17 protein-coding genes are annotated in these 12,413 nt (G+C 62.8%); 2 read left to right on the top strand and 15 right to left on the bottom strand.

From position 1 onward, the window contains the following. Positions 1 to 144: 144 nt before the first annotated feature. On the bottom strand, positions 145 to 2,706 hold the full coding sequence (locus ACHWRX_RS03200; RefSeq protein ID WP_394658059.1) for an HWE histidine kinase domain-containing protein: 2,562 nt from the start codon (positions 2,704 to 2,706) through the stop codon (positions 145 to 147). A gap of 2 nt (positions 2,707 to 2,708) precedes the next feature. After that, complete coding sequence (locus ACHWRX_RS03195; protein ID WP_394658058.1) at positions 2,709 to 3,281, bottom strand: biliverdin-producing heme oxygenase; 573 nt, start codon at positions 3,279 to 3,281, stop codon at positions 2,709 to 2,711. A 27-nt stretch (positions 3,282 to 3,308) separates the two neighbouring features. Here ACHWRX_RS03195 and ACHWRX_RS03190 point away from each other — a divergent pair, with 27 nt between their 5' ends. Continuing rightward, positions 3,309 to 4,208, top strand: coding sequence for a Crp/Fnr family transcriptional regulator (locus tag ACHWRX_RS03190; RefSeq protein WP_394658057.1), 900 nt, complete (start codon positions 3,309 to 3,311; stop codon positions 4,206 to 4,208). A 107-nt stretch (positions 4,209 to 4,315) separates the two neighbouring features. After that, positions 4,316 to 6,784, top strand: a complete 2,469-nt coding sequence (locus tag ACHWRX_RS03185) for an alkaline phosphatase PhoX (protein WP_394658056.1) — start codon at positions 4,316 to 4,318, stop codon at positions 6,782 to 6,784. A 67-nt stretch (positions 6,785 to 6,851) separates the two neighbouring features. On the opposite strand, the gene ACHWRX_RS03180 is transcribed toward ACHWRX_RS03185, so the two are convergent. The 13 genes from ACHWRX_RS03180 to rplP form a co-directional block, all read right to left on the bottom strand. Next, positions 6,852 to 7,310, bottom strand: coding sequence for a hypothetical protein (locus ACHWRX_RS03180; protein WP_394658055.1), 459 nt, complete (start codon positions 7,308 to 7,310; stop codon positions 6,852 to 6,854). 190 nt (positions 7,311 to 7,500) lie between these two features. After that, positions 7,501 to 7,677 carry a 50S ribosomal protein L30 gene (rpmD, locus tag ACHWRX_RS03175; RefSeq protein WP_183616231.1) on the bottom strand — a complete coding sequence of 59 codons (177 nt, stop codon included), beginning with the start codon at positions 7,675 to 7,677 and terminating at the stop codon, positions 7,501 to 7,503. Between the two features lie 5 nt (positions 7,678 to 7,682). Continuing rightward, complete coding sequence (rpsE, locus tag ACHWRX_RS03170; RefSeq protein WP_246388361.1) at positions 7,683 to 8,477, bottom strand: 30S ribosomal protein S5; 795 nt, start codon at positions 8,475 to 8,477, stop codon at positions 7,683 to 7,685. Positions 8,478 to 8,479: 2 nt separating this feature from the next. Further along, entirely contained in the window at positions 8,480 to 8,818 is a 339-nt protein-coding gene (rplR, locus tag ACHWRX_RS03165; protein ID WP_159870564.1) for a 50S ribosomal protein L18, read from the bottom strand. Then, on the bottom strand, positions 8,818 to 9,351 hold the full coding sequence (gene rplF / locus ACHWRX_RS03160; protein WP_183616232.1) for a 50S ribosomal protein L6: 534 nt from the start codon (positions 9,349 to 9,351) through the stop codon (positions 8,818 to 8,820). Before rplF ends, rplR begins: the two co-directional genes overlap by 1 nt. After that, positions 9,351 to 9,746, bottom strand: coding sequence for a 30S ribosomal protein S8 (rpsH, locus tag ACHWRX_RS03155; protein ID WP_058737557.1), 396 nt, complete (start codon positions 9,744 to 9,746; stop codon positions 9,351 to 9,353). The genes rplF and rpsH overlap by 1 nt, the downstream gene beginning before the upstream one ends. 12 nt (positions 9,747 to 9,758) lie before the next feature. Further along, a complete protein-coding gene (gene rpsN, locus ACHWRX_RS03150; protein ID WP_058737556.1) occupies positions 9,759 to 10,064 on the bottom strand; it encodes a 30S ribosomal protein S14 in 306 nt (101 codons plus the stop codon). A 27-nt stretch (positions 10,065 to 10,091) separates the two neighbouring features. Then, complete coding sequence (gene rplE / locus ACHWRX_RS03145) at positions 10,092 to 10,673, bottom strand: 50S ribosomal protein L5 (RefSeq protein ID WP_183616233.1); 582 nt, start codon at positions 10,671 to 10,673, stop codon at positions 10,092 to 10,094. Beyond that, complete coding sequence (gene rplX / locus ACHWRX_RS03140) at positions 10,666 to 10,986, bottom strand: 50S ribosomal protein L24 (RefSeq protein WP_058737554.1); 321 nt, start codon at positions 10,984 to 10,986, stop codon at positions 10,666 to 10,668. Before rplX ends, rplE begins: the two co-directional genes overlap by 8 nt. Then, positions 10,986 to 11,354, bottom strand: a complete 369-nt coding sequence (rplN, locus tag ACHWRX_RS03135) for a 50S ribosomal protein L14 (RefSeq protein ID WP_008828228.1) — start codon at positions 11,352 to 11,354, stop codon at positions 10,986 to 10,988. The genes rplX and rplN overlap by 1 nt, the downstream gene beginning before the upstream one ends. 110 nt (positions 11,355 to 11,464) lie before the next feature. Further along, a complete protein-coding gene (rpsQ, locus tag ACHWRX_RS03130; RefSeq protein WP_058737553.1) occupies positions 11,465 to 11,752 on the bottom strand; it encodes a 30S ribosomal protein S17 in 288 nt (95 codons plus the stop codon). A gap of 11 nt (positions 11,753 to 11,763) precedes the next feature. Further along, entirely contained in the window at positions 11,764 to 11,967 is a 204-nt protein-coding gene (gene rpmC / locus ACHWRX_RS03125) for a 50S ribosomal protein L29 (RefSeq protein WP_058737552.1), read from the bottom strand. Next, positions 11,967 to 12,401, bottom strand: a complete 435-nt coding sequence (gene rplP / locus ACHWRX_RS03120) for a 50S ribosomal protein L16 (RefSeq protein WP_058737551.1) — start codon at positions 12,399 to 12,401, stop codon at positions 11,967 to 11,969. Before rplP ends, rpmC begins: the two co-directional genes overlap by 1 nt. Positions 12,402 to 12,413 lie beyond the last annotated feature (12 nt).

Below are 12,413 nucleotides of genomic sequence, written 5' to 3'. Positions count from 1 at the left end.
GGCGGCACGGAGGCTCCGGTCATGCCGGAAAAGCTGCCGCGCGCCACGCAATGGCTATCGCGCGAAGAACGCGGCTTGGTCGATTTCCTGGAAACCGTTTGCCCGTAGTGGCTCTGAACCGCGGCGGGTAAGGGCGGTATCGCCTCAGGCCTGCTTCAAGCGAGCGATAGCCAGGCTAATGTCCCGCTCCGAATAAGGCTTGGTGATCACCGGGACGCCCTCAAACCGCGACGTGGTGAACGAACGATCTCCGTAACCACTGGCGAAGATGAAGGGCACGCCCTTATCGCGCAGCAACTCGGCGATCTCTTCGCTCGTTTCCTTGCCCAGGTTCACGTCGAGCATCGCGAAACTGATCGTCTCTTCCTCGATGACCTGGCGCGCTGTCCGCACCGATCCGACGATATGGCAACTGGAAAAGCCCAGGTCGCGCAAGACGTCCTCCGCCTCCATCGCGATGATGACATTGTCTTCCACGATGAGCGCCGATGCCGAGAACAGTTCGGGCGCATTCTCCCGGACATCCGCAGGGGACAAAGGTACCTCGTAGGAAGAAGGCATGGGGGTGTTGTAAGCGGCGATGTGCTCGCCGGGGATGACGAAGGTGGCGCGAACGCCGCTCTTCGGGTAGTCGATCGTGGCGATGCCGCTCAGTTCGTGCGGAATGGTCCGTTCGATGATGGTAGATCCGAACCCGCGACGGGTCGGGGTTTTCACTTCGGGGCCGTCGACTTCCGACCAGTCGATCTCCAGCGAACCGTCATCGCCATTGCTGATGCTGATGGCGACATGGCCGCGCGAGTCCGACAACGAGCCGTACTTGCACGAATTGGTCATCATCTCATGGATGACGAGAGCTAACGTGGTGAAGGCATTGGGCGCGACCAGCGCGTCCGGCCCCTCGATGCGAACGCGATCGGCGCTGTCGCTGGCGTAGGCGTCTGTCTCAGTGCGAATGAGATTGTAGAGCGACGAAGGCGACCAGTCCGTCTGCGTCACCTGATCGTGCGCACGGGCGAGGGCGTGGATGCGGCTGCCGATAATCTCGGCGAACTGATCGATGGTGGTCGCGCCTTCCTTCGACTGCGTGACCAAACCGCGAATGAGGTTCAAGATGTTGCGAACGCGGTGGTTCAGCTCGGCGATGAGCATGTCCTGCTGCTTGCCGGCTTGCTCCCGTTCGGCATTGGCGGCGTCGGCCAGCCTCAGCACGACTTCCAGCAACGTGACGCGGAGCGACTCGGCGGCGGAAATCTGTTCCGGTGTCCAAGGCAGCGAATACCCCCGGCGCTCCTCCTTCCAGAGGTCAAAGCTCTTTCGCGGTGTCAGGCGCGGGCCGTTCGGGCCGAACTCGATCGACTTCTCCGGATTGCCCGCCCAGTAGACTTGGGTCAGATGTTCCTTGCGAAACAGCACGATATAGTCGCGCGGGCTGCGTGACACGGGTAGCGCCAGCAGGCCCGACGCCTGCTCGGCAAAATCGTGCGCGGGCGGATATACCAACGTGATATTGTCGGTCGACCATACGGTGCTGGCACCGGCAGTGTTGAGGAATCGCGCCAGGGCCTCAAACTGCGGCTGCGTGGGGGTGGAGCCGCGCGCCATGAACTGGCCGTCTACCCATCCGACGATACCGTCGAAAGGGATAACCTTGCCGATCGAATCGGCGAAATCCTCAAAAGCGCTGAGCAGCGAGTCGCCACCTGCGACACGCGCCATGATTTCGTCATGCAGGCGCATGGAATCGCCACGCTTTTCAAAGGCGTAGTCGCTCTCGCGTTGATCCAGCATATACGAGAAGAATTCACCGAACAGTTCGGCCGCGGTGCGGATCGCGTAGGACAGGCGGAGGGGGGAATAGTGATGGCACGCCATCAGGCCCCACAGCTTGCCTCGCTGCATGATCGATACCGACATGGAGGCCTTCACGCCCATGTTGCGCAGGTATTCGATGTGAATCGGGGAGACGGCGCGCAGCCCGCTCATCGACAGATCGAGCGGCTCGCCGTTGGGATTCGTCGCCGGAACCACTGGCACCGTCGGATCGTCGATGTCGGTGATGATGCGTAGAATATTCCGCGCGTAGAGCCGCCGCGCCTGGGCAGGAATGTCCGAGGCGGGAAAATGCAGGCCGTGGAAGCTGTCGACAGTGCCGTTCAGGCTCTCGGCGATAACCTCGCCCGCGCCGCTCGGCTCGAAGCGGTAGATCATCACCCGGTCGAAACCGGTCAGCCCACGCAGATGACGCGCCGCCGCCGCACAGAGTTGCTCCGTTGTGCCCGCCTTGCGCATGCGATCAATCATCGGGCGGACGTAGCTGACGTAATCGCGGCGGTTACCCGCCTCGCTCTCCTCGATCTCGAGGATGAAGGACCGCCCCGAGGCATGCAGCGCGACATCGAACGCGCGCCCGTCCTCCATCAGATCGAGGCCAAACATCCGCTCCACCGAGTCGGCAGAACCCAGGATCTGCAGCCGAGTACGGATATCGTGCAGCGCGCTGGCGGCGATAAATTGCGTCGCGGGCCGACCGATCATGTCCATCGCCGGCGCGCCGAAGATCTGGTCGCAATTCTGCGAGGCGTGGTTGATGATCCAGTCGCTGGAGAACGACATCAACCAGCCGAAGCTCTGGATACGACCGATGATGTGAATCGGTTCGAGATCGCAGGTCGAAAGGTCGACCTGATGCATGCCGTCCGCCATGACTATTGCGCGGTCGCCGGGGCGCTGGCGGCGAAGGCTTCGCTGAACGTATCGAATGCGGCGATCGCGCCTGCCCGTTCGGGAGCAGCCTCGCCCTCGGTAAGTTGCGACTGCTTCAACCGGGCGACCACGTCCTTCCAGATCGCCTGCCCATGCTCATCCTCCATATAGGCGGAGGGATGGCCTTGCGCCTTGCCCCAATAGCCGTTGCGGCGGATCATCGCGAGGCCCAGCCGTGAGCCGGCCAGAACGTATGCAGTCGCAAGGGGAGTGAGCCCATCAGACACGGCAATATTGGGCAGGTCGCCGGCATCGATTCCCAGCGTCGCTAGATCACTGCTCAGCATGGCGGGATAATCAGGGCAGGGGGTGCCAAGATCTCGCTCGACGAATGTGCGGAAGGCCGGAAACAGCGCCGACATGCCGATCGCGTGGCCAGCGAGGAAGCGTGCGTAATCCGCGCGTTCGCTGAGGTCCAGCGATCCGAATGCGGTGTCCAGGCGATCATGCGAAGCGGAGGTCGCCTCACGCAAATGATTGAGCAACGGTTGCATGTTAAGTGAATAAGTCTCCACGCTTCTCTTTGCTGCAATCACCTGAGGTTGTCCACCGATTTGCTGCAACTGCAGTGCGTTAAAGGTCGTCTCCATGCCCTTAATGGGGTCTTCGTTAACGAAAACAGATACGACCATCGGTGCCGTGGCCTGCCCCAAAATGCATGCTGTGGAACTACTGCGCTTAACCCCCGTTTTGCGCCCAATGCGCGTAATCTGACGCTGTGGGAGAGGTCGATGCTCGATCAAAGCGAACTGTTGAACGTGCTAAGTCAGAATGATCGACAAGTTCTTTTTGATCAATTGACCGAAGTGCATTTCACCACGGGCGATCTTCTCTATGAGCCAGATCAGAACGTCGATTTTTGTTACTTCCCGCTCGGTGCCTCGATCGCCTCGTACTTTGTGCTTACCGACGATGGCTCGATCGTTGAGACGTTGATGGTAGGACGGGAAGGCGCGCTTGGCGGCATCGTCAGCGCCGGGATCGCGCCGTCGTTCGCTCGTGCCAATGTGATGAACGGAGGAGCGTTTTATCGTATCCCGCTCGATCGGTTGGAGCGGATCAAGCGCTCTTCTCCAGCAGTGGATGCGCTGTTCACCCGCTACGCCGATTGCATGATGGCGCAGGTTTTCCAGTCGATCGCCTGCAACGCGATTCATACGATAGAGCAGCGCGCCGCCAAGTGGTTGATCGCGGCGACCGAGCGCATCGGCCGCAATGATATCGCGATGACCCAGGAGCAACTGGCGGCGATGATGGGCATTGGCCGCAGTTACGCGAGCCGGGTGGTGCAGCGCTTCAAGCTCGATGGCATCGTCCGCACGCGCCGGGGCGGCATCGAGGTGACGGACGCGCACGCCCTTTTGCAGCGGGCGTGCACGTGTAACGCGCGGGTGAAGCGGCATTTCGAGCGCGTGCTGGAGGGCGTGTACCCGGCGGTGTGAGGGCTCCTGTGTTCGGGGGTCGTTGCCTCGGAACTGTCACGCAATGTGCGCAATCCTGTCATGGTCTGGCCATAGGAGAGCCCCGGCAATAGAGCCCGGGGGACACCATGACCAATTCCGTTTCCATCACCGGCTATACCGATGGTGATGTCGATACCAACCGCAGCCTGGAACCGTCGCTGGAGAGCCTGGCGGCCGAGCGCTTCTCGCGTCGCAAGGCGCTGATGGGCGGCTTGGGCGCGACCGGCATGGCGGTGTTCGGCACCACCATGCTGTCGGCGTGCGGCGGTGATGACAATCTATCGAACGGCCCGGTGCTGACGCCGGGCAACGTCGCCGCGACCAGCGCCGGCCGCGTGGTCACGCTGACCGTCACCGTATCGAGCCAGACCGTCACCGGCACCTGGACCCAGATCAGCGGCCCCGCCGTAACCCTCACGCGGGTGGACGATACCACCGCCACCTTCATCGCCCCAGCGGTCAGCACCGGCACGGACCTGGTCTTCGCCTATGGCGCCAACATCGGAAGTGGCGGCTTGAACGCCAGCGCTCGCAGCACGGTTCGCGTCAACCCGGCCGTCCTGGGCTTCGCGGCCGTGGCCAAGAACCTCAATGATATCGTCACCGTTCCCGCCGGATACTCGGTCACGGTGATGACGCGTCTGGGCGATCCGCTCGCGGCGGGCCTTTCGGCTTACGCCAACAACGGCACCGATGCAGACTTCGACAAGCGCATCGGCGATCATGGCGATGCGCTGCACTTCTTCGGCCTCGGCAGCTCGGGCGCGCGCGACGACAGCAGCAGCACGCGCGGCCTGATGGTGCAGAACCACGAAAATCTGAACGTCCAGTATCTCCACCCCGCCGGTCCGACCACGGATGCCAGCGGCCGCCGTCCGCAGGGCGAGGCGCTCAAGGAGATGATGGCCCACGGCGTCAGCGTCAGCGAATATGCCGATGCCGGCAATCGCAAGTGGAGCTATGTGCCCACCAGCGCTTTCAATCGCCGTATCACGCCGGCGACGCCTATGCAGTTCACGGGGCCGGCGGCAGGCTCAGCCTTGCTCTCCACCGCATTCTCGCCCGATGGCAGCAAGGGCCGCGGCACGATCAACAATTGCGCCAATGGCATCACGCCTTGGGCGACCAACCTGACGTGCGAAGAGAACTGGGCCGGCTATTTCCGCCGCGACGGGTCGGGCGCAGGCACGGATACCGCGAAGCGCTCCGCCAAGGAGCGCGTGGCCTTGTCGCGCTACGGCGTGACCAGCACCACCGGCAACTACGGTTGGTCGTCGGTCGCCACCAGCGACACCTTGTTCACCCGCTGGGACGCGCGCGCCAAGGCGGACGATGCCAAGCAGGACTTCCGCAACGAGCCCAACCAGTTCGGCTGGGTGGTAGAGATCGACCCCTACGATCCCTCGTCGACGCCGCGCAAGCGCACCGCGTTGGGACGCTGTGGTCATGAGGGTGCCTTCGTCCAGGCCGTCCCCGGCAAGAAGCTGGCGGTCTACATGGGCGACGATTCGCGCCGCGAGTATCTCTACAAGTTCGTGTCGAACACCACCTTCGCGCAGGCTGACGCCAACTCGGGCAACCGCATCGCCATGGGTGACAAGTACCTTGATGCCGGCACGCTTTATGTCGCCAAGTTCAACGCGGATGGTAATGGCCAGTGGCTTCCGCTGGTGTTCGGTCAGGTTCCTGATCTGGCAACGTATGCCTTTGCCGATCAGGCCGACATCCTCGTCAATTGCCGTCTCGCCGCCGACGCGGTGAAGGCAACGCCGATGGATCGTCCGGAGTGGACCGCCGGCAATCCGGCGACGGGCGAAATCTATCTGACGCTGACCAACAACAACGCAGCTGGTCGCCCGCTCGCGGGCACCGATGCCGCCAATCCGCGTCACTACAACGATCCGAAGGGATCGGCGAACACGGCACAGTACGGCAACCCCAACGGCCATATCATTCGCCTGCGTGAAGCGGGCGACGATCAGGCGGCAACCAGCTTCCGCTGGGACATCTACCTGTTCGGCGCGGATTCGGCAGACGCAAACGCGGATGTGAACATCTCGGGCCTGACTGCCGAAAACGACTTCTCCAGCCCGGACGGCCTGTACTTCTCACGCCCAACGAACGCGCTGGGCCAAGTCAAGCCGGTCTTGTGGATCGAGACGGACGACGGCGCGCTGACGGATCGCACGAACTGCATGCTGCTCGCCGCGATCCCCGGGACGGTTGGCGACGGCGCTGCTAAGACCATTACCAACAAGGACTCCACCGGCGCGACTGCCATGCAGGCGACCTTCGCTGGTGCATCAGCCACTGCGGCCACGCTGCGCCGCTTCCTGGTGGGCCCGGTGCAGTGCGAGATCACCGGGATCGACATGACGCCGGACGGCCGCACGCTGTTCGTCGGCATTCAGCATCCGGGCGAAGAAGGTACCCCCGCGGCTCCTTCCAGCCACTGGCCGGACTCGCAGGGCAACGCCAGCGTCGCCGCGACCGTGCGCCCGCGCTCGGCGATCGTTGCCATTACCAAGGATGACGGGGGCGTTATCGCCCTCTGACGTTTTCTCTGTAACCGAAGGGGGCGGGCGAGCGGATCGCCCGCCCTTTTTCGTTGGGGCGACCGTCTTAGTGAAGGACGCAACGCTCCGCAGGCTGGGCCTGCGATCGCATGGACTGTGTTAGAGAGCGGCGGTTTCCTAGCGACAGTGCGAGTGCGGCGATGAGCGCCAGTGCAGGGCTCGCGCCCGAGGCGGACTGTTCCTGCAGAGCACCGGGCAGAGCTATTGTCGCCAAACTCTCCCCGTCCTGGCCGCGTGAGAGCAGGAAGCCGAGTGGACTGCCCAGCATCGCCATCAGCGCCGTATCGAATGCTTCGACGTCCACGAGCGCGCGAAGTCGATCAGGCGCGATCGCGTTGACCCCCAGCAGCATATGGGGCTCAGGCGCGAGCATCAGCAGGATAACCAGTTCGCTCAGCCTGTCCTTGGTCGCAGCGACCCCGCTGGCACTGGCTACCAAAGCGAGTTCGTCCAGGGCATCGCGCCAGGCTTTCGCCGAGAGGGCGGTGGTGTTGCGTGTCATCATGATTTCCGCCTCGTTCACGAGCGCGGCTTAGCCGGACAATACCTCACAAGCCGCCAAGTCAGGCGTGAGTATTAATCCCGAGCCCCCAGCTCAATGACGGCCAACGACGGCCAACAGAGTGCCTCGGATAACAAAAAAGCCCCGGCTTGTGGCCGGGGCTGATTTGCATTCCACTTTGGCGAAAACCGTCTTAGTCGACGATTGCCACCATGTGCGGCAGCTTGGCGATCGCGCCGCGCACTTCGGCGGTATCCTCACGCTCGACGACGCGATGCATCTTGCCGAGGCCCAGACCGATGAGAATCTTCTTCTGACTCTCAGGGCGGCGGATCGGCGAACCGATCTGCTTGATCTTGATGGTTGCCATGTCGCTTACTCCGCGATTGCTTCGGCAGCGGCTTCAGCCTCTACCTCGGAAGCACCACCGCGGCCGAGCAGGTCGGCAACCTTCTTGCCACGACGCTGCGCAACCGACTTCGGCGAAGTCTGGCTGGTCAGCGCGTCGAAGGTAGCGCGGATCATGTTGTAGGGGTTCGAAGTGCCGACCGACTTGGTCACCACGTCATGAACGCCCAGGCTCTCGAACACGGCGCGCATCGGACCGCCGGCGATGATGCCGGTACCCGCAGGCGCCGTGCGCACATTCACGCGACCGGCGCCGAAGTGGCCCTTGCCGTCGTGATGCAGAGTGCGTCCTTCCTTGAGGGGAACACGCACCATCTTCTTCTTGGCGGAAGCGGTCGCCTTCGTGATCGCCTCAGGCACTTCGCGCGCCTTCGAGTGACCGAAGCCGACACGGCCCTTGCCATCGCCCACCACGACCAGCGCGGCGAAACCGAAGCGCTTGCCTCCCTTGACGGTCTTGGAGACGCGGTTGATGTGGACGAGCTTTTCGATCAGCTCCTCACCACCATCATCGTCGCCACCGCGACCACGACGGTCGTCACGGCCACGGCCGCCACGATCGTTACCGCCACGGCCACCGCCGCGGTTGTCGCCACCACGGCCACGACTACCGCCGCCGCCACGGTTTCCACCGCGACCGCCACCCTGGCCGCCGCCGAAGCCGCCCTGGCCCTGGTAGCCGTTACCGGCTTCGGGCGCTGCATCGACACCCTGGGGTGCTTCAGCCGCGATCGGCTGCTCGTTGTTGTTTTCGTCTGCCATCATCAGAACTCCAGCCCGCCTTCACGGGCGGCTTCGGCCAGCGCCTTGACGCGGCCGTGGAACAGGAAACCACCACGGTCGAACACGACTGCAGTGACGCCAGCAGCCTTGGCCTTCTCGGCCAGTTGCTGACCCACGCGGGTCGCGGCTTCCATGTCGGTGCCCTTGGCACCAAGCGTGTTGGCGGCAGCGAGCGTACGGCCCTGCGCATCGTCGATGATCTGCGCATAGATGTGACGACCGGTGCGGTGCACCGAAAGGCGAGGGCGGCTGCCCGAGCGCGCACGCAGCGACGTACGAACGCGACGCTTGCGGCGATCGAAGAGGTTGAGCTTGGCCATTACTTCTTCTTCCCTTCCTTGCGGAAGATGTACTCGCCACGGTACTTGATGCCCTTGCCCTTGTAAGGCTCAGGCTTGCGCCAGCGACGGATCTCAGCCGCGATCTGGCCGACCTTCTGCTTGTCGTTGCCAGAAATCTCGATCGTGGTGTTGTCCGGCGTCTTGATCTCGATGCCTTCCGGCACCGCGATGTCGACATCATGCGAATAGCCGAGCTGCAACTTCAGGGTCTTCCCCTGCGAGTTGGCGCGGTAGCCGACACCGGTGATCTCGAGTGTCTTGGTAAAGCCCGTCGTCACGCCCTCAACGAGGTTCGAAACAAGGGTGCGCTGCATGCCCCAGAAAGCACGCGCTTCCTTGGTGTCGTTCGCCGGCTTGACCGAAATCGCGCCGTCGTCGAGCGTGTAGCTGATCTCGTCGCGCATGGTGAGGGTAAGGGTGCCCTTGGGGCCCTTCACCGAGAGGATACCGTCCTTGATGTCGGCGGTCACCCCACTGGGGATCGCGACGGGACGCTTGCCGATGCGGCTCATCAGAACACCTCCGCAAGCACTTCGCCACCGACGTTCTGCGTACGCGCTTCGGCATCCGAAAGCACGCCACGCGGCGTCGAGACGATGGTGATGCCAAGGCCGTTGCGGATCACCGGGAGTTCCTTGGAACCCGAGTAGACGCGGCGGCCCGGCTTGGAGACACGGGCGATGTGCTTGATAGCGGGTTCGCCCTCGAAATACTTCAGCTCAATACGCAGCTGCGGGTGGGCACCGGTAGCGTCATCGCTGAAGCCACGGATATAACCTTCGCGCTGCAGCACCTCGAGCACGCGCGAGCGCAGCTTCGAAGCGGGCGAGAGGACGGAATCCTTCTTCGCCTGCTGGCCGTTGCGGATGCGGGTGAGCATATCACCCAGGGGATCGGTCAAAGCCATTTCAAATGATCCTTACCAGCTCGACTTGACCAGACCGGGGATCAGGCCCTTGTTGCCAAGGTTTCTGATCTCGATGCGGTTGATACCGAACTTGCGGTAGTAGCCACGCGGGCGGCCGGTCGTGGCGCAACGGTTGCGAACCCGGGTCGGGTTGGCGTTACGCGGGATTTCGGCCAGCTTGAGGCGGGCAATCAGACGCTCGGTCTCGTCGAGGGAGGTGTCGTCGGCAACGGCCTTCAGGGCCGCATACTTGCCGGCATACTTCTTGACGAGCTTCTTGCGACGCTCGTTCTTATTCACGGAACTCAGTTTCGCCATGGACTTAAGCTCTCTTCATTCGACCGCTCACGCGGCCTGCTTTTCTTCGGCAGCTTCTGCCGGGAACGGGAAACCGAACAGACGCAGCAGCTCGCGCGCTTCGTCATCGGTCTTCGCGCTGGTGGTGACGATGATGTCCATGCCACGCACCTTGTCGATCTTGTCGTAGCTGATCTCTGGGAAGATGATCTGCTCCTTCAAGCCCATCGCATAGTTCCCGCGGCCGTCGAACGACTTCGGGTTCAGGCCACGGAAGTCGCGGATGCGGGGCATCGCGATCGTGACCAGACGGTCGAGGAACTCGTACATGCGCTCACGGCGCAAGGTGACCTTGCAACCGATCGGCATGCCTTCACGCAGCTTGAACTGCGCGATCGACTTGCGCGCCTTGGTAATCACAGGCTTCTGGCCAGCAATCGCCTCCATTTCGGCGGCGGCGGTCGTGACCTTTTTCTTGTCCTGGCTCGCCTCGCCCACGCCCATGTTGAGCGTGATCTTCTCGATCCGGGGAACCTGCATCACGTTCTTGTAACCGAACTTCTCGGTCATCGCCTTGGCGATCTCGGCCTCGTACTTGGAGCGGAGGCGCGGAGTGTACTTATCAGCCATCGATCGTCTCCCCGGACTTCACGGCCACGCGGACCTTCTTGCCGTCCTTGGTTTCGAAGCGCACGCGTGTCGCCTTGCCATCCTTGGGATCGGCCAGGCCGACCTTGCTGATCGCCATCGGAGCGGGCAGGCGGTCAATACCACCTTGCGGGTTGGTCTGGCTGGGCTTGCGGTGACGGGTCATCACGTTGATGCCCTCTACCACGACCTTGCCATCCTTCGGCATGACCTGAACGACGGTGCCGGTGCGGCCCTTGTCCTTGCCCGAACGAACGACGACGGAGTCGCCCTTCTTGATCTTAGCGGCGGCCATTACAGCACCTCCGGAGCGAGCGAGATGATCTTCATGAAGCCACGGCCGCGAAGTTCGCGAACGACGGGGCCGAAGATACGAGTGCCGATCGGCTCCTCGTTCTTGTTGATCAGCACGGCCGCATTCGAATCAAAGCGGATCACGCTGCCATCGGTGCGACGCACGTCCTTGCGGGTACGAACGATCACAGCGCGGTGAACGTCGCCCTTCTTGACGCGGGCGCGCGGCTGCGCCTCCTTGATCGACACCACGATGATGTCTCCGACACCCGCGAACCGACGCTTAGACCCGCCCAGCACTTTGATGCACTGGACGCGCTTGGCGCCGCTGTTGTCCGCGACGTCGAGATTGGATTGCATCTGGATCATAGATCCGGTTCCTTCTCAACGGCTTGCCGGAACAAGTCCGGCAGTTCCAAAAATACTTCGAGCCCGGCAAAATGCCTGAATGGGCGCCGGGGAACGGCGCCCATAGCAGATTAGCGGGCGTTGTCCACGTCGAGGTTTGCCTCGAGAGCGGTACCCTTGCTCGCCTGCAGGCGATCGAGCACCTTCCACGACTTGGTCTTAGAGATCGGTTTGGTCTCCTCGATCCGGACCCGCTCACCAGTGTGGTAGGCGTTGTCCTCGTCATGGGCGTGGTACTTCTTCGAGCGCCGGATGATCTTCCCGTATAGCGGGTGCTTCACCTTGCGCTCGACGAGCACGGTCACGGTCTTGTCAGTCTTGTCGGAAACCACGGTCCCCGTCAGAATACGCTTGGGCATCGTTGGTCTCCTTACTTCGCCGCGTCGGCAGAGCGCTGCGTCTGCAGCGTCTTGATGCGGGCGATGTCGCGACGGACTTCCTTGATCCGAGCCGGACGCTCGAGCTGGCTCGTAGCCGCCTGGAAACGCAGGTTGAACTGCTCGCGCTTCAGCTCGGACAGATCGTCCTTGAGCTGGTCATCAGTCTTGGCGCTGAGATCCTCGAACTTGGCCATCACTCACCTCCCAGGTGCGACGTGTCGCCAAGGCGGGCGACGACCTTGGTCTTGATCGGCAACTTCATCGCGGCGCGGCTGAAGGCTTCGGCGGCGAGGGGGCCGGCAACGCCGTCCAGCTCGAACAGGATGCGACCCGGCTTCACGCGGGCTGCCCAGTATTCGTTCGCGCCCTTACCCTTACCCTGGCGAACTTCGGCAGGCTTCTTCGAAACCGGCACGTCGGGGAACACGCGGATCCACAGGCGTCCCTGACGCTTGATGTGGCGCGTGATGGCGCGACGGGCGGCTTCGATCTGGCGGGCGGTAATCCGCTCCGGTTCCATGGCTTTGAGGCCGTAGGAGCCAAAGTTCAGATCCGTGCCACCCTTGGCGTTGCCGTGGATGCGGCCCTTGAAGGCCTTGCGGAACTTGGTCTTTTTCGGTTGCAGCATGGTGCTTACTCT

It is taken from the genome of uncultured Novosphingobium sp., assembly GCF_964277725.1.
Taxonomy (GTDB): Bacteria; Pseudomonadota; Alphaproteobacteria; order Sphingomonadales; family Sphingomonadaceae; genus Novosphingobium; species Novosphingobium fluoreni.
The sequence above is the reverse complement of the archived record's forward strand: the minus strand, read 5'-3'. Positions and strand labels throughout refer to the sequence as shown.

Bases quoted from the DNA above. Each gene is read 5' to 3' on its own strand.
- rpsQ (WP_058737553.1), bottom strand. From the start codon at position 11,752: ATGCCCAAGCGTATTCTGACGGGGACCGTGGTTTCCGACAAGACTGAC.
- rplX (WP_058737554.1), bottom strand. From the start codon at position 10,986: ATGGCCGCCGCTAAGATCAAGAAGGGCGACTCCGTCGTCGTTCGTTCG.
- rpmC (WP_058737552.1), bottom strand. From the start codon at position 11,967: ATGGCCAAGTTCGAGGATCTCAGCGCCAAGACTGATGACCAGCTCAAG.
- rplF (WP_183616232.1), bottom strand. From the start codon at position 9,351: ATGAGCCGCATCGGCAAGCGTCCCGTCGCGATCCCCAGTGGGGTGACC.
- ACHWRX_RS03185 (WP_394658056.1), top strand. From the start codon at position 4,316: ATGACCAATTCCGTTTCCATCACCGGCTATACCGATGGTGATGTCGAT.
- rpsN (WP_058737556.1), bottom strand. From the start codon at position 10,064: ATGGCGAAACTGAGTTCCGTGAATAAGAACGAGCGTCGCAAGAAGCTC.
- rplR (WP_159870564.1), bottom strand. From the start codon at position 8,818: ATGGCCAAGCTCAACCTCTTCGATCGCCGCAAGCGTCGCGTTCGTACG.
- ACHWRX_RS03200 (WP_394658059.1), bottom strand. From the start codon at position 2,706: ATGGCGGACGGCATGCATCAGGTCGACCTTTCGACCTGCGATCTCGAA.
- rpsE (WP_246388361.1), bottom strand. From the start codon at position 8,477: ATGGCAGACGAAAACAACAACGAGCAGCCGATCGCGGCTGAAGCACCC.
- ACHWRX_RS03180 (WP_394658055.1), bottom strand. From the start codon at position 7,310: ATGATGACACGCAACACCACCGCCCTCTCGGCGAAAGCCTGGCGCGAT.
- rplN (WP_008828228.1), bottom strand. From the start codon at position 11,354: ATGATCCAGATGCAATCCAATCTCGACGTCGCGGACAACAGCGGCGCC.
- rpsH (WP_058737557.1), bottom strand. From the start codon at position 9,746: ATGGCTTTGACCGATCCCCTGGGTGATATGCTCACCCGCATCCGCAAC.
- rplP (WP_058737551.1), bottom strand. From the start codon at position 12,401: ATGCTGCAACCGAAAAAGACCAAGTTCCGCAAGGCCTTCAAGGGCCGC.
- rplE (WP_183616233.1), bottom strand. From the start codon at position 10,673: ATGGCTGATAAGTACACTCCGCGCCTCCGCTCCAAGTACGAGGCCGAG.
- rpmD (WP_183616231.1), bottom strand. From the start codon at position 7,677: ATGGCAACCATCAAGATCAAGCAGATCGGTTCGCCGATCCGCCGCCCT.